Origin of the sequence: Streptomyces sp. NPDC017095, from assembly GCF_044332325.1 — a bacterium.
Taxonomy (GTDB): Bacteria; Actinomycetota; Actinomycetes; order Streptomycetales; family Streptomycetaceae; genus Streptomyces.
In genome coordinates this window covers 42,897-60,384 of record NZ_JBIROU010000013.1, presented here as the reverse complement: position 1 = coordinate 60,384, position 17,488 = coordinate 42,897, and the positions used below count along the sequence as shown (strand labels likewise).

General features: G+C 73.0%; 13 protein-coding genes. 8 read left to right on the top strand and 5 right to left on the bottom strand.

Annotation, left to right across the window (positions count from 1 at the left end; all coding sequences use genetic code 11):
- The first annotated feature begins 36 nt into the window (after positions 1 to 36).
- From ACH4OA_RS24860 to ACH4OA_RS24835, 6 genes are all read left to right on the top strand, one after another.
- Positions 37 to 1,767, top strand: a complete 1,731-nt coding sequence (locus ACH4OA_RS24860; protein ID WP_397941632.1) for a chitinase — start codon at positions 37 to 39, stop codon at positions 1,765 to 1,767.
- Positions 1,768 to 1,898: 131 nt separating this feature from the next.
- A complete protein-coding gene (locus ACH4OA_RS24855; protein ID WP_397970982.1) occupies positions 1,899 to 2,438 on the top strand; it encodes a hypothetical protein in 540 nt (179 codons plus the stop codon).
- 54 nt (positions 2,439 to 2,492) lie between these two features.
- The gene (locus ACH4OA_RS24850; protein ID WP_397941630.1) at positions 2,493 to 3,101 is read left to right on the top strand and encodes a hypothetical protein; all 609 of its coding nucleotides are present in this window, start codon (positions 2,493 to 2,495) and stop codon (positions 3,099 to 3,101) included.
- Positions 3,101 to 7,807, top strand: a complete 4,707-nt coding sequence (locus tag ACH4OA_RS24845) for a putative T7SS-secreted protein (protein ID WP_397970979.1) — start codon at positions 3,101 to 3,103, stop codon at positions 7,805 to 7,807. The genes ACH4OA_RS24850 and ACH4OA_RS24845 overlap by 1 nt, the downstream gene beginning before the upstream one ends.
- A 23-nt stretch (positions 7,808 to 7,830) precedes the next feature.
- Positions 7,831 to 8,253: a contact-dependent growth inhibition system immunity protein gene (locus ACH4OA_RS24840; RefSeq protein WP_397941627.1), complete on the top strand. Its 423-nt coding sequence runs from the start codon at positions 7,831 to 7,833 to the stop codon at positions 8,251 to 8,253.
- 261 nt (positions 8,254 to 8,514) lie between these two features.
- Positions 8,515 to 9,840, top strand: coding sequence for a M14 family metallopeptidase (locus ACH4OA_RS24835; RefSeq protein ID WP_397941625.1), 1,326 nt, complete (start codon positions 8,515 to 8,517; stop codon positions 9,838 to 9,840).
- A gap of 3 nt (positions 9,841 to 9,843) precedes the next feature.
- Here the strand turns inward: ACH4OA_RS24835 and ACH4OA_RS24830 are convergent, their stop codons facing one another.
- The 5 genes from ACH4OA_RS24830 to ACH4OA_RS24810 all read right to left on the bottom strand — a co-directional run bounded on the left by ACH4OA_RS24830 (position 9,844) and on the right by ACH4OA_RS24810 (position 14,303).
- Positions 9,844 to 10,488: a hypothetical protein gene (locus ACH4OA_RS24830; RefSeq protein WP_397970977.1), complete on the bottom strand. Its 645-nt coding sequence runs from the start codon at positions 10,486 to 10,488 to the stop codon at positions 9,844 to 9,846.
- Between the two features lie 37 nt (positions 10,489 to 10,525).
- Positions 10,526 to 12,004 carry a GntP family permease gene (locus ACH4OA_RS24825; protein ID WP_397970975.1) on the bottom strand — a complete coding sequence of 493 codons (1,479 nt, stop codon included), beginning with the start codon at positions 12,002 to 12,004 and terminating at the stop codon, positions 10,526 to 10,528.
- Positions 12,005 to 12,148: 144 nt separating this feature from the next.
- Positions 12,149 to 12,559 (bottom strand): RidA family protein, encoded by a 411-nt coding sequence (locus ACH4OA_RS24820; RefSeq protein ID WP_397941622.1) that lies wholly within the window; start codon positions 12,557 to 12,559, stop codon positions 12,149 to 12,151.
- Complete coding sequence (locus tag ACH4OA_RS24815) at positions 12,556 to 13,320, bottom strand: IclR family transcriptional regulator (protein ID WP_397970972.1); 765 nt, start codon at positions 13,318 to 13,320, stop codon at positions 12,556 to 12,558. Before ACH4OA_RS24815 ends, ACH4OA_RS24820 begins: the two co-directional genes overlap by 4 nt.
- Entirely contained in the window at positions 13,317 to 14,303 is a 987-nt protein-coding gene (locus ACH4OA_RS24810; protein ID WP_397971149.1) for a sugar kinase, read from the bottom strand. Before ACH4OA_RS24810 ends, ACH4OA_RS24815 begins: the two co-directional genes overlap by 4 nt.
- A gap of 258 nt (positions 14,304 to 14,561) precedes the next feature.
- On the opposite strand from ACH4OA_RS24810, the gene ACH4OA_RS24805 reads away from it, so the two are divergent.
- Together ACH4OA_RS24805 and ACH4OA_RS24800 are read left to right on the top strand one after the other, a co-directional pair.
- Positions 14,562 to 15,857: an amino acid deaminase gene (locus ACH4OA_RS24805; RefSeq protein ID WP_397970970.1), complete on the top strand. Its 1,296-nt coding sequence runs from the start codon at positions 14,562 to 14,564 to the stop codon at positions 15,855 to 15,857.
- A gap of 9 nt (positions 15,858 to 15,866) precedes the next feature.
- A complete protein-coding gene (locus ACH4OA_RS24800; RefSeq protein ID WP_397970968.1) occupies positions 15,867 to 17,477 on the top strand; it encodes an amidohydrolase family protein in 1,611 nt (536 codons plus the stop codon).
- The last annotated feature ends 11 nt before the right edge of the window (positions 17,478 to 17,488 follow it).

The following is a 17,488-nucleotide window of genomic DNA, read 5'->3' as shown; positions in this document are numbered from 1 at the left end:
GCTCCCCTCCCCGCCCACTCCCCTCCGGAGGCTCCAGTGGACCGCGCAGCAGGCATACCCAGACCCCGCGGACGACGACTGGCGACATGGTCCGCCGCCACCGCCCTGGCCCTCTCGGTCGCCGGCCTCGCCACGGCCGGCCCCGCGTCCGCCGCGGACGTCAACAACGTGCGCAACGCGGGCTTCGAGTCCGGCCTGACCGACTGGACCTGTTCGGCCGGCAGCGGCGCGACGGTCTCCTCCCCGGTGCACGGCGGCACCAGCGCGCTGAAGGCCACCCCGGCCGGCCAGGACAACGCCACGTGCACCCAGAAGGTGGCGGTCAAGCCCAACTCCACCTACACGCTGAGCGCATGGGTGCAGGGCGGCTACACCTACCTCGGCGTGACGGGCACCGGCACCACCGACGTCTCCACCTGGTCGCCCGACGCACCGTCGTGGAAGCAGCTCACGACGACGTTCACCACCGGCTCCGCCACCACCTCGGTCTCGGTCTACACCCACGGCTGGTACGGCCAGGCGGCCTACTACGCCGACGACGTCTCCCTCTACGGCCCCGACGGCGGCGGTTCGGGCGGCGGCAATCCGGCCCCGACGGTCCCGGCCGCCCCCGCCGGCCTCTCCGTCGCCGGCACGACGTCCTCGTCCGTCTCCCTGTCCTGGTCGGCGGTGTCCGGCGCGACGGGCTACAACGTCTACCGCGACGGCACCAAGGTCACCGCGGTCACCGGCACCTCGGCCACGGTGAGCGGCCTCACGGCGTCCACGGCGTACTCCTTCCAGGTGACGGCGACCAACGCGGCGGGCGAGTCGGCGAAGTCGGCGACGGTGACCGGCACGACGACCTCCGGCACGGGCGGTGGCGGCGGGGGCAACGGCTCCCTGCCCAAGCACGCGGTGACCGGCTACTGGCAGAACTTCAACAACGGCGCCACGGTCCAGAAGCTGTCCGACGTGCCCGCGTCCTACGACATCATCGCGGTGGCCTTCGCGGACGCCACGTCCACCCCGGGCGCCGTCTCCTTCACCCTGGACTCCGCCGGCCTGGGCGGCTACACCGCCGACCAGTTCAAGGCCGACATCAAGGCCAAGCAGGCGGCGGGCAAGAAGGTCATCATCTCCGTCGGCGGCGAGAAGGGCTCGGTGTCGGTCGGCGACGCCACGTCGGCCGCGAACTTCGCGAACTCCGTCTACTCGCTGATGCAGACGTACGGCTTCGACGGCGTCGACATCGACCTGGAGAACGGCCTGAACGCGACCTACATGACGCAGGCGCTGCGCGCCCTGTCCGCCAAGGCCGGCCCGTCGCTGATCATCACGATGGCCCCGCAGACGATCGACATGCAGTCCACGTCGGGCGCCTACTTCCAGACGGCCCTGAACGTCAAGGACATCCTCACGGTCGTCAACATGCAGTACTACAACAGCGGTTCCATGCTGGGCTGCGACGGCAAGGTCTACAGCCAGGGCACGGTCGACTTCCTCACCGCGCTGGCCTGCATCCAGCTGGAGGGCGGGCTGGCCCCGTCCCAGGTCGGCCTCGGCCTGCCGGCGTCCACCAGGGCGGCGGGCGGCGGCTACGTCTCCCCCACGGTCGTGAACAACGCCCTGGACTGCCTGACGAAGGCCGTGAACTGCGGCACCTTCAAGCCGTCCAAGACCTACCCCGACCTGCGCGGCGCGATGACCTGGTCCACCAACTGGGACGCGGCCTCGGGCAACGCGTGGTCGAACGCGGTCGGCGCGCACGTGCACGCCCTGCCGTAACACCCGTCCGTACGGCAATTCCCGGCGCCCGGAGCCTCGTGCTCCGGGCGCCGTCGTGCGCGCGGCCGGACTCGATCGGTCGGCCGGGTACCGCGTTGCCCCGCCGACAGCCGGATGTGATGATCCGGCGCATGGCCGAACACGGGGGAGACGCCGGCGCGCGGGAGCGCGCCCGCAGGTCACGCCTGTACGACTACGCGGACCCGGCTGACCCTGGCGGGCCGGGGGCGTCCGCCGGTGACATCCGCGGGCGCCGCGGGTTCGCCGCCGTACTGGGCGAGTTCCGGCGTACGCCGGTGCTGGTGCCGGTGGACGGGGACGGCGCCCCGCTGACCGCCGACTTCGGCGGCGTGCGCTGGTTCTACGCCTTCTCGGACGAGGGGGCCCTGGCCCGTTTCGCGCTCGCGCGCGGCGAGGGCGGCCGGGAGTGGCCGTACCAAAGGTGGCTGGGCGCCCGCCTGCTGGACGCGGCGGTGCCCGCGACGGGGGTGCCGAGCGGAGTGGCGCTGGACTGCGCGGACGACGGGCGTGGCGTGGTCTTCCCGCCGGTGCGCGGGATCGTGCCGGACGCGGTGGCGGTGGCCGCGGACGGCGGGACGGGCGCGAGCGGTGAGCCGGGGCAGGACGGGGGACGAGCGGTGACCGACGGCAGGACGGGGGACGAGCGGTGACCGACGGCAGGACGGGGGACGAGCGGTGACCGACGGCAGGACGGGGGACGAGCGGTGAGCGGGAGCGGCGAGGATCTGCGGACCGAGGGTCTGGAACTCATCGCGAAGGGGCTGACCGACGCGCTCGGCGAGCTGAACGAGCTGGGCATGGTCGGCGCGGCCGGTGCCGGGCGCGGCTTCTCCGAGATCGCGCTGTCGGGGCTGGAGCTGGGCCACGAGGGTCTGACGGAAGAATTCACGTCGTTCTGCGAGCGCTGGGAGTGGGGCGTGCGCGCGCTGGTCGACGAGGGCAACGGGTTCGCCTCGAAGACGGGTCTGGCGGCCGGCACCTACTACGAGACCGACCAGTACATCGGGGGCACCTTCAAGATCGTGACGAACGCGGTGATCGGCAATCCGTACGCCTCCGAGGAGGAGGTGCAGAAGGAGAGCTGGGGACGGATCGCCGGCTCCGGGGCGTTCGGCGGTGACGTGGACTACAGCGGCGAGTCCTTCGAGCAGGCGTGGGCCACGGGCAAGGAGGGCTGGGAGACCGCCGGGCACGATGTGATGACGTCGGACACGATCGGGCCGATGCCGGGGGTGGGCGTGGCCGGGCTGCGCGAGGCGGCCGAGGGGCCGGACGAACGGCCGGACGAGCGGCAGCCGGGCGGTGCGGGCTGATGGGTCTGGGGGACATCACCAACGCGGTGCTCAGCGGGGGCGAGCACGCTCTCGGCCGCGGCAAGAAGCTCCTCGGCGAGGGGGTCGACTACACCACCGGCAAGATCGGTGACGGCCTGGACCGCCTCGGGGCGCACCGGTGGGCCGACGTGGTCGAGGACTGGGGCGACGGGGTCGCCTCCGACCTGGGGGCGACCCCGGGCGAGCAGCGGCTCGGCCGGACGGAGCAGGCGGACGAACTCGTCCACGGCAGCCCGGCGAGGATCCGGGCGAGCGCCCGGCACCTGCGGGACTTCCACGGGGCGTTCGACAGGGTCGGCCGGGGTCTGAAGAAGGTCGACTCCTCGGGGTGGCGGGGCGAGGGCGGTGACGCCTTCCGGGAGAAGTTCGGGGTGCACCCGGCCAAGTGGGCCGCGGCGGCCGCGGCGTGCGAGACGGCGGCGGAGGCCCTGGAGGCGTACGCCGACACGGTGACGTGGGCGCAGGGGCAGGCCAAGGAAGCCGTCGAGCTGTACCGGAAGGGCGTGAAGGCGTCCAAGGACGCGCTGGAGGCCCACAACCGGAAAGTCGAGTCCTACAACGCGAAGGCGGAGGCGGGCGAGGACCCCGGTCCGGAGCCGGGAACCTTCCACGATCCGGGCAAGGCGGCGGTCCAGGCCGCGCACCACACACTCGCCGAGGCCCGCAGGCAGCGCAACACCGCCGCCGCCGCGGCGCGGGGCAAGGTGAGGGAAGCCCTGGCCCACGCCCCGGCCGAGCCCCCGCCCCTGGACCGCGTCCGCGACGACCTCCGCGACAACGCCCAGGCGACGGCCACCGAACTCACCCACGTCGTCGGCGGCGCCCTGAAGGGCACCGCCGGCCTGGTCACCTTCGTCCGCGGTCTCAACCCCTCGGACCCCTACAACATCACCCACCCGGCCGCCTACCTGCAGAACGTCAGCCTGACGCTGTCGGGCCTGGTCTCCACCGCCGCCCATCCCGAGCGGACCGCGAAGACCATGTGGGAGGACTTCCGCAGGGACCCGTCCGAGTTCGGCGGGCGGATGACGCCCGAGCTGTTCGGCACCAAGGGCCTCGGCGCGGAGGCGGGCCTGGCCAGGGAAGCCGCGGAAGCGGGACTCGCCCGGCGGGCCGCCGGGACGGCGGCGGGCCGGGAAGCGCGGGCGGGAGCCGAGGGCGCGGCCGGGAAGACGGCCCGGGACACCGTGGACCGGGAACCGCCGCGGTACTCGCACGACGAGGACAGCACCACCAAGTGCGGCGACCCGGTCGACGTGGCCACCGGCGCGATGTACCTGCCGCAGACGGACGTCGCCCTCCCCGGCGTCCTGCCGCTGCTGCTGACCCGCCGGGTGGAGTCCGGCTACCGCCTGGGCCGCTGGTTCGGCCCGTCCTGGTCCTCGACGCTGGACCAGCGCCTGGAGATCGACGCGGAGGGAGTCGTCCACGTCACGGAGGACGGCCGGCTCCTGCCGTACCCGCACCCGGCCCCCGGCCTGCCCACCCTGGCCAGCCACGGCCCCCGCCTCCCGCTGGACCGGGTCGACGGCGGCTACACCCTCACCGACCCGCGGACCCGCGTCACCCGGCACTTCGCCGACCGGGGCCCCGGGCTGGCCGTCCTGGAACAGATCGACGACCGCAACGGCAACTGGATCACCTTCGAGTACGACGCCGACGGCACCCCGCTGGGCGTGCACACGAGCGCCGGACAGGGCGTCCGCGTCCGCACGGAGGCGGGCCGCGTCACGGCGTACCACCTCGCGGAGACCGGCGAGGAACTGAAGCGCTTCGCCTACACGGACGGCGACCTGACGGAGGTCGTCGGCTCCTCGGGCCTGCCGCTGCGCTTCACCTACGACGAGGCGGGCCGCGTCACCTCCTGGACGGACACGAACGACCGCGGCTACACCTACGCGTACGACGACCGGGACCGGTGCGTCGCGCAGGGCGGCACGGCCGGCCACATGACCCTCCGTCTGACCTACGAGGACCCCGACCCGGCCACGGGCCTGCGGACGACGACGGCCACGACGGCCGAGGGCCACACCCGCCGCTACCTGGTCAACGACACCTTCCAGGTCGTCGCCGAGACGGACCCGCTGGGCGCGACGACCCGCCACGTCCGCGACCGCCACCACCAGCTCCTGGCCACGACGGACCCGCTGGGCCACACGACGACGTTCGCCTACGACGAGGCGGGCAACCTCGTGCGGGTGGTCCGCCCGGACGGCCGCGCGTCGACGGCCGAGTACGACGCCCTCGGGCTCCCGGTGAAGGTCGTCGGCCCGGACGGCACGGTGATCCGCCAGACCTACGACGACCGGGGCAACCGCACGTCGGTCACGGACCCGGCGGGCCTGACCACCCGCGTCACCTACACCGACGCCGGCCACCCGGCGTCGGTGACGGACCCGCTGGGCCACACCACGCGGGTGGTCTGCGACCGCGCGGGCCTCCCCGTGGAGATCACCGACCCGCTCGGCGCCGTCACCCGCTGCGAACGGGACGCCCTCGGCCGTCCGACGGCCGTCACGGATCCCACCGGCGCCACCACCCGCCTGGAATGGTCGGTGGAAGGGCGGCTGACCCGCCGTACGGCCCCCGACGGCACGACGGAGACGTGGACGTACGACGGCGAGGGCAACTGCACGAGCCACACGGACCCGCTCGGCGGTGTGTCCCGCTTCGCGTACACGGACTTCGACCTGCTGACCGCCCGCACCGGCCCGGACGGCGTCCGCTACGAGTTCGGCCACGACAGCGAACTGCGCCTGACGAAGGTCACGAACCCGCAGGGCCTGACGTGGACGTACGAGTACGACGCGGCGGGCCGCCTGGTGCGGGAGAAGGACTTCGACGACCGCGCGCTCACCTACGCCTACGACGCGGCGGGCCGGCTCATCGCACGGCGGAACGCCCGCGGCGAGGTGACGGCCTTCGAGCGCGACGCACTCGGCCGGGTGCTCCGCAAGACCACGGCGGACGGGACCACGGCCTACGCCTACGACCTGACCGGCCGGCTCGCCCGGGCGACGACCCCGGACGGCACGACCCTGACGCTCCTCCGCGACCGCCTCGGCCGCCTGCGTGCGGAGACGGTGGACGGCCGCACGGTGACGTACGCGTACGACGCCCTGGGCCGCCGCGTGGGCCGCGTGACGCCGGCCGGGGCGGTGACGACGTGGTCGTACGACGCGGCGGGCCGCCGCACGGGCATGGTGGCGTCGGGCCGGACGATCGACTTCACGTACGACGACGCGGGCCGCGAACTGACCCGCCGCGTCGGCGGGACGGTGGCCCTGGAACACGCCTTCGACCCGGTGGGCCGGCTGACCCTCCAGTCGGTGACCGGCGCCGGGGGCCGCAGGATCCAGCACCGGGCGTACACCTACCGCGCCGACGGCAACCTGACCGGCATCGAGGACCACCTGTCCGGCTCCCGCCGCTTCGACCTGGACGCGACGGGCCGGGTGACGGCGGTCCACGCGGCCGGCTGGACGGAGCGGTACGCCTACGACGAGGCGGGCAACCAGACCGAGGCGTCCTGGCCGCCGGACCATCCGGGCGGCGAGGCCACGGGGTCCCGCGCCTACGCCGGCACCCGCATCACCCGGGCGGGCGGCGTCCGTTACGAGCACGACGCCCTGGGCCGTGTCACGCTCCGCCGGAAGACCCGTCTGTCCCGCGGGCCGGACGTCTGGCGCTACACCTGGGACGCCGAGGACCGCCTGACCGCGGTGACCACCCCGGACGGCACCCGCTGGCGCTACACGTACGACGCCCTGGGCCGCCGCACGGCGAAGCTCCGGCTGGCGGAGGACGGCGAGACGGTGGCGGAGCGGGTGGAGTTCACCTGGGACGGCACGACACTGTGCGAGCAGACCACGACGTCCCCGGACCTCCCCCACCCGGTCACCCTCACCTGGGACCACCAGGGCCTGCGGCCCCTCGCCCAGACGGAACGCCTCACCACGGCCCACGACCCCCGCCAGGAGATCGACTCCCGCTTCTTCGCGATCGTCACGGACCTGGTGGGCACCCCGAGCGAACTGGTCGACGAACAGGGGGACATCGCCTGGCACACCCGCAGCACCCTGTGGGGCACGACGGCATGGTCGACGACGAGCACGACGTACACCCCCCTGCGCTTCCCCGGCCAGTACTACGACCCGGAAACGGGCCTGCACTACAACTACTACCGCCACTACGACCCACAAACAGCCCGCTACCTCACCCCAGACCCCCTGGGCCTGACCCCCGCCCCCAACCCCTCGACCTACGTCCCCAACCCGCACCTCGCGACCGATTCACTGGGCCTCGCACCGGAGGAATGTCGTAAGTTGGGGCTTTCTCCGGCCGCACAGCGAGCCATTGAGAAGTTCGAGAACATCAGGCAGGACCCACTGGGTGAGGTGAACTCGCAGGCCAACCACAATCACTACGACGCGGCCCGGCGAGAGGCGAATGGAGAGGTCGTGGCCATGAGGCCGGACGGCACACCGTTCGACCACATCAGTGAACTGCAACAGGCGCGAGACGGCTTGGACCGAGTGAGGCGAGTACTGGAACGCGAGATCGGCACCCCACCGGATTCACTGACGGATCGAGGGTTGGACGTACTCGTGACGAAGCGCAAACATGTCATCGAGGAGCTTGACCGCCTCAACGGGTTCCTGCATTCCATCGGACATCGGAAATAGGTCGGTCAGGGATGGGAATCCGAATGCTCTCCGAGTTCGTCGACCGGGACAGCACTATCGAGGACCTGGAGGGAAGCCGATGGCCCGATCCTCCCGGTGACAGCACCCATCTGGTCCGACGCGTGCACGCATTGAGGCGGCAGGCCATCAAGGACCTGTCCGTGGAGGACCTGCGCCGGCTGATCACCCAGGACGTCGGTCTTCGCTGGCTCCTGCCCGTCGCCCTCGACTTCCTGCGCGAAACAGCGCCGCAAGAGGCGGAGACGGGCTGGTATGACGATGACCTGCTCTCCGCAGTGCTGACCCGCAAGGAAGAGGTGTGGCGGAATGCTCCTCACCTCGCACGCCACCTTGACGAGACGGTGCGCATGCTGACGGATCTCTCACCCTATGTGCAGCAGGAAGTGGACGATTACCGGGCCGCCCTCTCCGACGTGCTGGGCTGAGAGGACGACTGGACGTCAGCGGCGGCTTCTGTTCTGTCGCCCGTTCCGGTGAGTGGAGGGGTCGTCGGGTGTGGGGCGTCCGGCCGGTTTCGGACGGACCCCGTGACGTGTGCTTGACCTGATCATGTCAGGCGCGCAGCATGAGCCCCGACCCGCACAGCCGGCTCACAGGGAGCCCCGCCGACGGCCCCCGGTGGGTCCGTGTCCAGCACGTCGCAACGGGAATGATCCCGTCTCCACCCACCCCCACGAGGAGAGTTCATGCGACTTCGCATCCGCGGCAGACGTACCGCCGCTCTCGGCGCCCTCCTGGCCCTCGCCCTCGCCGCCCCCGTCTCGGCCGGTGCCGGCCAGGCCGGTGCCGACAGCGCGCGCAGGGCGGCGCCCTCGGCCGAGGACGTCCGGCAGTACGAGATCCAGCAGCGGACGACCCCCGTGTCCCGTACGGCCATCCAGGCCGCCGGGGTGAGCGTGGACGAGGCCGACGAGGAGAGCGTCGTCGTCTCGGGACGGGCGGAGCAGATCGGCGAGCTGCGCCGGATGGGGTACGACGTGCGGCCGTTGGGCGCGGCGCCGCAGCGCTCGGAGATCCGGCTGCACGACTTCCCCAGCGCCGACGCGAAGTACCACAACTACGCCGAGGCCAACACCGAGATCGACCAGCGGCTCGCCGCCTACCCGGGCATCATGAGCAAGCGGGTGATCGGGAAGTCGTACCAGGGCCGGGACATCATCGCCGTCAAGGTCAGCGACAACGTGGGCACCGACGAGAACGAGCCCGAGGTGCTGTTCACCGCCCACCAGCACGCGCGCGAGCACCTGACCGTGGAGATGGCGCTGTATCTGCTGCGCGAACTCGGCGCCGGCTACGGCACCGACCCCCGGATCACGGACATCGTCAACAGCCGGGAGATCTGGATCGTGCCCGATCTGAACCCGGACGGGGGCGAGTACGACATCGCCAGCGGGTCGTACCGGTCGTGGCGGAAGAACCGGCAGCCCAACTCCGGTTCCTCCTACGTCGGGACTGATCTGAACCGGAACTGGAACTACAAGTGGGGCTGCTGCGGCGGGTCCTCCGGATCGGCGTCCTCCGAGACCTACCGCGGGTCCGCCGCCGAGTCCGCGCCCGAGGTGAAGGTCGTCGCCGACTTCGTGCGCGGCCGGGTCGTCGGCGGCAGGCAGCAGATCAAGGCCGGGATCGACTTCCACACCTACAGCGAGCTGGTGCTGTGGCCGTTCGGGTACACGTCCGCGGACACGGCCACCGGGATGACCGCGGACGACGCCGCCGCGTTCCAGGCCGTGGGGCGGAAGATGGCCGCCAGCAACGGCTACACGCCCGAGCAGTCCAGCGACCTGTACATCACGGACGGCTCGATCGACGACTATCTGTGGGGTACGCAGAAGATCTTCGACTACACCTTCGAGATGTACCCGGCCTCGTCCTCCGGCGGCGGCTTCTACCCGCCCGACGAAGTCATCGAGCGGGAGACCTCCCGGAACAAGGACGCCGTGCTGCAGCTCCTGGAGAACGCCGACTGCATGTACCGGTCGATCGGCAAGGCCGCCCAGTACTGCGGCTGACGGCTACGCCTCCTCGAAGTAGGCGTCGAGCACCGCGTCCAGCCGCTCGTCCCACTCCTTGAAGCGCGCCCGGGCCGTCGCCTCGATCTCGATCGGGAACCAGCGGCGGTCCGGGGTGTGCACGGTGATCGTGAAGCGCTTGCCGAAGCGGGACGCCTCCGTCTCCACCGCGGCGATCTCGTCCCAGCGGAAGTCGCAGGCCTCCTCGTCCAGGCTGAGGCGGACGCCCCGGCGGTCGGCCACGATCCGCGCCCGCCGGTCGGCCGCCTCGAAGACCGGACCGTCCTCGGCGGCCTCGTCGGCGTCCACGCGGTCCTCGGCGGGTTCCCCGGGCTCCGGTTCCCCGGCCGGCTCCTGCCGCCCGGGTTCCGCCGGCTCCTCCGCCGCGGTGTCGTCCGCCGGCTCCGCGGTCACCGCCGCGGCCGGCGCAGGACGCGTGATGCCCGGGATGAACGCCGGGTCCAGGACGGCGCCCGGCACGGGCTCGGCCTTCACCAGGTCGACCTTCAAGGGCGCGGCCTTCGACGGCGCGGCCTTCGACGGCTGGGCCTTCGAGGGTCCGGCCTTCGGCGTTCCGGCCTCGGACGTTTCGGCCTCGGACGGCTCGGCCTCGGACGGCTTGCTGCTCGCTCCTATGCGCTGCTCCACGGCGGCAGTATGGACGACTTTCCTGTGCCGGAACCAGTCAGCTCACGAACACGCCGGTCACCGCGGCCACCGCGAACCCCGCCAGTGACAGCACCGATTCCAGGACCGTCCAGGTCCGCAGCGTGTCCCGCTCGCCGATGCCGAAGTACTTGGCCACCATCCAGAAGCCGCCGTCGTTGACGTGCGAGGCGAAGATGGAGCCCGCCGAGATGGCCATGATGACCAGCGCGCCGTACGCCTGCGAGTGGTGACCTTCCGTCAGCAGCGGAGCGACGATGCCCGCCGTCGTCACGATCGCCACCGTCGCCGACCCCTGGGCGACCCGCAGCACGAGCGCGATCAGATAGGCGAGGACGATCACCGGCAGGCCGACGCCGTGGAAGGTGTCCGACAGCGCCTGCGCGACCCCGCAGGCCTTCAGCACGGCACCGAAGACACCGCCCGCGCCGACCACCAGCAGGATGTTGCCGACCGGCTTGAGGGAGGAGGTCGACACCTTCTCCAGGGAGGCGCGGGACCAGCCGCGGCGGATGCCGAGGAGGTAGTAGGCGAGGAACAGGGCCAGGGTCAGGGCGACGAACGGGTTGCCGAGGAATTCCAGCACCGAGCGGCCCCCGGACGGGTCCAGGGCGATCGAGGAGAAGGTGGCGGCGAGGATCAGCAGCAGCGGCGTACCGATGATGGCGAGGACCGCGCCGAGCGGCACCGGCCGCTCCTCCGGCGCCACGCCCTGGGCGCGCTGCTCCGCCAGCACCGCGCGCCTGGCCTCCTGGGCCGCCTCGGCCATGTCCTGCGGTACGGCGACGAAGATCCGCCGGCCGATCCAGGCGGCGTAGGCCCAGGCGGCCAGTACGGCGGGCAGCCCGCAGACGGCGCCCATGAGGATGACCCAGCCGAGCTGGACGTGCAGCAGGCCGGCGGCGGCGACCGGGCCGGGGTGGGGCGGCAGGAAGGCGTGGGTCATGGACAGGCCGGCGAGGAGCGGGAGGCAGTAGAGCAGCACCGACTTGCCGGATCGTTTCGCCGCCGCGTAGACGAGCGGGGCCAGGACGAAGATGCCCACGTCGAAGAAGACCGGGATGCCGAACAGCAGTCCGGTCAGGCCCATGGCGAGCGGGGCGCGGCGCTCGCCGAACAGGGCCAGCAGGCGCGCGGCCAGCACCTCGGCGCCGCCGCTGACCTCCAGGATCGCGCCGAGCATCGTACCGAGGCCGATGATGATCGCGACGTGGCCGAGGATGCCGCCCATGCCGGACTCGATGGTGGAGACGGCGTCGGAGCGCTGGACGGTGCCGAAGAGTTCGGTCACCGACAGCCCGGCCAGCAGGCCGACGGCCACCGAGACGGCGAGCAGGGCGACGAACGGCTGGAGCCGGACCTTGATGATCAGGAAGAGCAGCAGGGCTATGCCGAGGCCGGCGACCGTGAGCAGGCCGGGCGTGCCGTCGAGCAGGAGGAGCAGACCCCCGGTGTGCGGTGGGGCCGCGGGGGCGGGGGCGGAGAGCGGGAGGGACATGACGGGGTCCTCTTCGGGGCTCGCATACTGCTTTCGGGCAGGGCGGATCGCGGCACGGCGCCCCGGAGGGTGCCGTGCCGTGCGGGAGGCGCGGGTGCGGTGCGGAGGCCGGCCGGCAGGGCCGGCCGGGGTGCGGCGCGGACGTCAGCCGAGGACGGCGAGCGCGTCGATCTCGATGAGGAGGCCGGCCGGCAGGCCGACGTAGACCGTGGTGCGGGCGGCGGGGGGCTGGGTGAGGCCCTGCTCCTCGAAGTAGGCGTTGTAGATCTGGTTCAGCTCGGCGAAGTGGTCCACGTCCGTGAGGTAGACGCGGATCATCATCACGTCGTCCCAGGTGGCACCGCCCTCCTCCAGGATCGCCTGGACGTTGGCGAGGGTCTGGAGGGTCTGCTCGACGAGGCCCGGGCCGGCGGGCGTCGGGGGCTTGCCCTCCTCGGCGGGCAGGAAGCCGACCTGGCCGGCGACCTGGAGGATGTTGCCCTTCTTCACGCCGTGCGAGAACTGCGCGGGCGGGGTGGTGTGGGTCTTCGGGGTGAGCGCGGTCTTCTCGGTCATGCGGGGGTGCCCTTCACTGGCGTTCTTCCGGAGTACTCGCCGCTGACGGCGTCCGCGGTGCGGCGGACCAGCGGGAGCAGGGTGAGGAGTTCCTCGGCCGTGACGACCACGTTCGGCGCGGAGACCGACATCGCGGCGACCACCCGGCCGTCGGCGCCGCGGACGGGCGCCGCGACGCAGTTGATGGACTCCTCGTGGCCGCCGAGGTCGGTGGCCCAGCCCTGTTCGCGCACCGTGGCCAGCTCCTTCAGGAACGCTTCGGCGTGGGGTGTCGAACGGGACGTGTACAGGGGGTAGTCGAGCCGCTCGGCGAGGGCGCGGCGCTCGGGCGCCGGCAGGTCGGCCAGGAGCAGCTTGGCGACGGCCGCGACCGTGATGGCCACCGGCTTGCCGATCCGGGAGTACATGCGGACCGGGTAGCGGCTCTCCACCTTGTCGATGTAGAGCACCTCGTTCTCCTCGTAGACGGCGAGGTGGACGGTGTGTCCGCAGCTCTCGTTGAGGCGTACGAGGTGGGGGTGGGCGATCTCGCGGATGTCGAGGTTCTCCATCGCCTCCTGGGCGAGGGCGAAGAGGCGGGCGCCGAGGCGGTAGCGCTGGTCGGACTGGCGGTAGACCAGGCCGTGTTCGTGCAGGGTGCGCAGGAGGCGCAGGGCCGTGGACTTGTGCACGCCGAGCCGGTCGGCGACCTGTCCGAGGTCGGCTGGGCCCTCGGCGAGCAGCGGCAGGATGCTCAGGGCGCGGTCGACGGTCTGACTCATGGGATGTTCGCCTCCTTGGGGGCCCGCTCGGCCTGCGTCCAGCCGGGGCCGAGTCGAAGTCTCTCCCATGCGCCGTCGTCCAGGGCGGCGAGCCGGTCGGCGTGGTCGCGGGCGGGGGGCGGCGCGAGGTCGCCGGGCGCGGTGAGGGCGGCGGCGGCGAAGAGGTGGCCGTGCCGCAGCCGGGCCGCGAGGGGCAGGCCGCGGAGGGTGGCGGAGAGGAAGCCGGCGGCGAAGGCGTCCCCGGCGCCGGTGGCGGCCACCACGGCGGTGTGCAGGGCGGGCCGGAAGACGCCGCCGGGGTGTCCGGGCGCGAAGGCCGTGGCGCCGCGCGCTCCCTGTTTCACCACCAGCAGGCGGGGCTGGGGCAGCAGCCGGCGGACGGCGGCGGGGCCGCCGGTGACCCCCCAGGCCTGCGCGGCCTCGTCCGCGCCCACGAACACGAGGTCGGCGCGCCGGGCCAGTTCCAGCAGGATCGCGCCGCCGTCGGTGTCCCGCCACAGGCCGGGGCGGTGGTTGACGTCGAAGGAGACCAGGGGGCGTCCGGCGCGGGGTGCGGTCAGCGCGCGCGCCAGCTCCCGGCACGGCTCGGACAGAGCGGCCGTGATCCCGGTCAGGTGCAGCACCCGGGCCGCGTCCGCCGCCGCCAGGTCCACGGTGTCCGCCGACATCGCGGACGCCGCCGACCCGGCCCGGTAGTACGCCACCTCGTGGGCGCCGGTGCCGCGTTCGCCGGCCGTGCGGAAGTAGACGCCGGTCGGGCGGCGCGGGTCGCGGCCGACCGCGGACACGTCGACCCCGTGTCCGGCGATCCGTTCCACCAGGTGGTCGCCGAAGCCGTCCGCGCCGACCCGGCTGATCCAGCGGACCGGGTGCCCGAAGGCGGCCAGGGCGCAGACCACGTTGGACTCGGCGCCGCCGATGGCCCGGTCGAAGGAGGGCACGTCGGCGAGGCGGCCGGGGCGGCCGGGCAGGAAGGTGACCATGGACTCGCCGAGCGCGGCCACGTCCACGACGTCCGGTGGGCGCACGGCGGGCGAGGCGTGAGCAGCGTCGTCGATGATGACTCCTGTCAGTTCGGGAGGACGGCCGCCGGGGTCTGGGGGTGGCGGCCCGTGCGGGTGACGGCGCCGGGGTCCGGTTGACGGTCGTCGTTGACCCGGTGTTCGGCGAGATGCTAGACACCACTCAGCACCGCATGCAATGGCCGTTGCACACCGCGCAATAGCCGAGAGAGGGGCTCCATGAGCACCGAAGCGCTCGCCCAGCAGGCCGCGGACCGCCTCGCCCGTCTGGCCGGGGAACGGGTCGACCACCGCTTCAAGGGCCTCCCGCCGGACGCCGACGGGCTGACCGTCGCCGATCTGGCCGCCCAGCGCCGCAACCTCTTCCGGGAGTCCGACGGCTTCACCACGCCGCTCCTCGCCCTGTCCGCCGAGCGCCTGGAGCACAACCTCGCGCTGATGGAGACGTACACCGCCCGGCACGGCCTGGCCTTCGCCCCGCACGGCAAGACCTCCATGGCCCCGCAGCTCTTCCACCGCCAGCTCCGGCGCGGCGCCTGGGGCATCACGCTGGCGGTGCCCCACCAGGTGCGGGTGGCACGGGCGTTCGGCGTCCGGCGGATCTTCCTCGCCAACGAGCTGGTGGACGCCGCCGCGCTGCGCTGGATCGCCGCCGAGCTGGCCGCCGACCCGGAGTTCCGCTTCGTCTGCTACGTCGACTCCGTGACCGGGGTGGAGCGGATGGACGCGGCCCTGCGCGGCGCCGTCCGCCCGGTGGACGTGGTCGTGGAGCTGGGCGCGGGCGAGGGCGCGCGGACCGGGGTGCGCGACGCGGCGGAGGGCGCGGCCGTCGCGGCGGCGGTGGCGGGCGCGGCGGCGCTGCGGCTGGCCGGGGTGGCGGGCTACGAGGGCGAGGTGCCGGGGGCCGATCCGGAGCGCGTACGGGCCTATCTGCGGCGGCTGGTGACGCTGGCCGCCGCCCTGGACGGCGCCGGACGGTTCGCCGGGACCGAGGAGATCGTGGTGAGCGCGGGCGGCAGCGCCTGGTTCGACGCGGTGGCCGAGGTCTTCGCCGAGCTGCCCGCGCTGTCCCGGCCGGTGCTGAAGCTGCTGCGCTCGGGCGCGTACGTCTCGCACGACGACGGGCACTACCGCAGGCTCACGCCGTTCACCCGGGTCCCGGAGGAGGGCGCCCTGGAACCTGCCTTCCGGCTGTGGGCGCAGGTCGTCTCCCGGCCCACCCGCGAGCAGGCGTTCGCCAACGCGGGCAAGCGGGACGCCGCCCACGACCTGGACCTGCCGGCCGCCCAGGTGGTACGCCGGGACGGTGTCGAACGCCCGGCGACCGGCGTCACCGTCACCGGCCTGTCCGACCAGCACACCTGGCTGCGCACGGACCCGGAGGCGGACGTCGAGGTCGGCGACTGGATCGGGTTCGGCCTGTCCCACCCGTGCACGTCCTTCGACAAATGGCAGCTCATCCCGGTCGCCGAGGCCGACGGCACGGTGGTCGACTACATCCGTACGTTCTTCTAGGAGGCCCGCGTGGAGGACCTGGTCATCCGGGACGCCGAGGTCGTCGACGGCAGCGGGGCGGACTCCTACCGCGCCGACGTGGTCCTCGACGGCGGCCGGATCGTCAGAATCGTCAAGGAGGCCGCCGCCGCGGGCTGCCAGCGGCCCGGCGCGACACGGGAGCTGGACGCGGAGGGCCTGGTCCTCTCCCCGGGCTTCATCGACATGCACGCCCACTCCGACCTGGCCCTGCTGCGCGACCCCGACCACAGCGCGAAGGCCGCGCAGGGGGTCACGCTGGAGGTGCTCGGGCAGGACGGGCTGTCGTACGCGCCGGTGGACGACCGCACGCTCCAGGAGGTGCGGCGGGCGATCACCGGCTGGAACGGGTACGGCGACGACGTCGACTTCGACTGGCGGGACGTCGGCGGGTACCTGGACCGGCTGGACCGCGGGATCGCCGTGAACGCGGCCTACCTCGTCCCGCAGGGCACGGTCCGGGCGCTGGTGGTCGGCTGGGAGGACCGCGAAGCCACCCCGGCGGAGCTGGACCGGATGCGGCGGCTGGTCGCCCAGGGGCTGGAGCAGGGCGCGGTGGGCATGTCGTCGGGGCTGACGTACACGCCCGGCATGTACGCCGAGGAGGCCGAACTGACCGAGCTGTGCCGGGTGGTGGCGTCCTACGGCGGCTACTACTGCCCGCACCACCGCTCCTACGGCGCCGGCGCGCTGGAGGCGTACGCCGAGATGGTCGCCCTCGCCCGGGAGGCGGACTGCCCGCTGCACCTCGCGCACGCGACGATGAACTTCGGCGTGAACGAGGGCCGGGCGCCCGACCTGCTGGCGCTGCTCGACCGGGCCCTGGCGGCGGGCGCGGACATCACGCTGGACACCTATCCGTACACGCCCGGCTGCACCACCCTGGCGGCGCTGCTGCCGAGCTGGGCGAGCGAGGGCGGCCCCAAGGAGATCCTGGCCCGGCTCGCCGACCCGGCGACGGCCGCGCGCATCCGGCACGACCTGGAGGTCACCGGCTCCGACGGCTGCCACGGTGTGCCCGTGGACTGGGACACCGTCGAGATCTCCGGGGTGGCCGATCCGGCGTTCGGCGACTTCGTGGGCCGCACCGTGCGGGAGGCGGCCGGCCTGCGCGGCGAGTCCTGCTGGGCCACGGCCCGGCACCTGCTGGTGCGGGACCGGCTCGGCACGACGGTCCTCCAGCACGTCGGGCACGAGGAGAACGTCCGCGCCATCATGCGCCACCGCGCGCACACCGGCGGCTCCGACGGCATCCTGCGCGGCAGCAAGCCGCACCCGCGGGCGTACGGCACCTTCCCGCGCTACCTCGGGCACTACGTACGGGAGCTGGGGGTGCTGACGCTGGAGGAGTGCGTCGCCCACCTCACCTCCCGGCCCGCGGCGCGGCTGCGGCTGCCGGACCGCGGGCTGGTGCGCGAGGGGTACCGGGCCGACCTGGTCCTGTTCGACCCGGAGACGGTCGCGCCCGGTGCCACCTTCGCGGAGCCCCGGGCGCTGCCGTCCGGCATCCCGTACGTGCTGGTCGACGGCCGGTTCGTCATCGAGGACGGCCGGCGCACGGACGTCCTGGCCGGGCGGGCGGTCCGCCGCACTCCGGTGTGACCGCCCGCCCG

Coding starts and splice junctions, on each gene's coding strand:
- ACH4OA_RS24855 (WP_397970982.1), top strand. CDS start 1,899: ATGGCCGAACACGGGGGAGACGCCGGCGCGCGGGAGCGCGCCCGCAGG.
- ACH4OA_RS24825 (WP_397970975.1), bottom strand. CDS start 12,004: ATGTCCCTCCCGCTCTCCGCCCCCGCCCCCGCGGCCCCACCGCACACC.
- ACH4OA_RS24815 (WP_397970972.1), bottom strand. CDS start 13,320: ATGAGTCAGACCGTCGACCGCGCCCTGAGCATCCTGCCGCTGCTCGCC.
- ACH4OA_RS24810 (WP_397971149.1), bottom strand. CDS start 14,303: ATGGTCACCTTCCTGCCCGGCCGCCCCGGCCGCCTCGCCGACGTGCCC.
- ACH4OA_RS24805 (WP_397970970.1), top strand. CDS start 14,562: ATGAGCACCGAAGCGCTCGCCCAGCAGGCCGCGGACCGCCTCGCCCGT.
- ACH4OA_RS24840 (WP_397941627.1), top strand. CDS start 7,831: ATGCTCTCCGAGTTCGTCGACCGGGACAGCACTATCGAGGACCTGGAG.
- ACH4OA_RS24835 (WP_397941625.1), top strand. CDS start 8,515: ATGCGACTTCGCATCCGCGGCAGACGTACCGCCGCTCTCGGCGCCCTC.
- ACH4OA_RS24845 (WP_397970979.1), top strand. CDS start 3,101: ATGGGTCTGGGGGACATCACCAACGCGGTGCTCAGCGGGGGCGAGCAC.
- ACH4OA_RS24820 (WP_397941622.1), bottom strand. CDS start 12,559: ATGACCGAGAAGACCGCGCTCACCCCGAAGACCCACACCACCCCGCCC.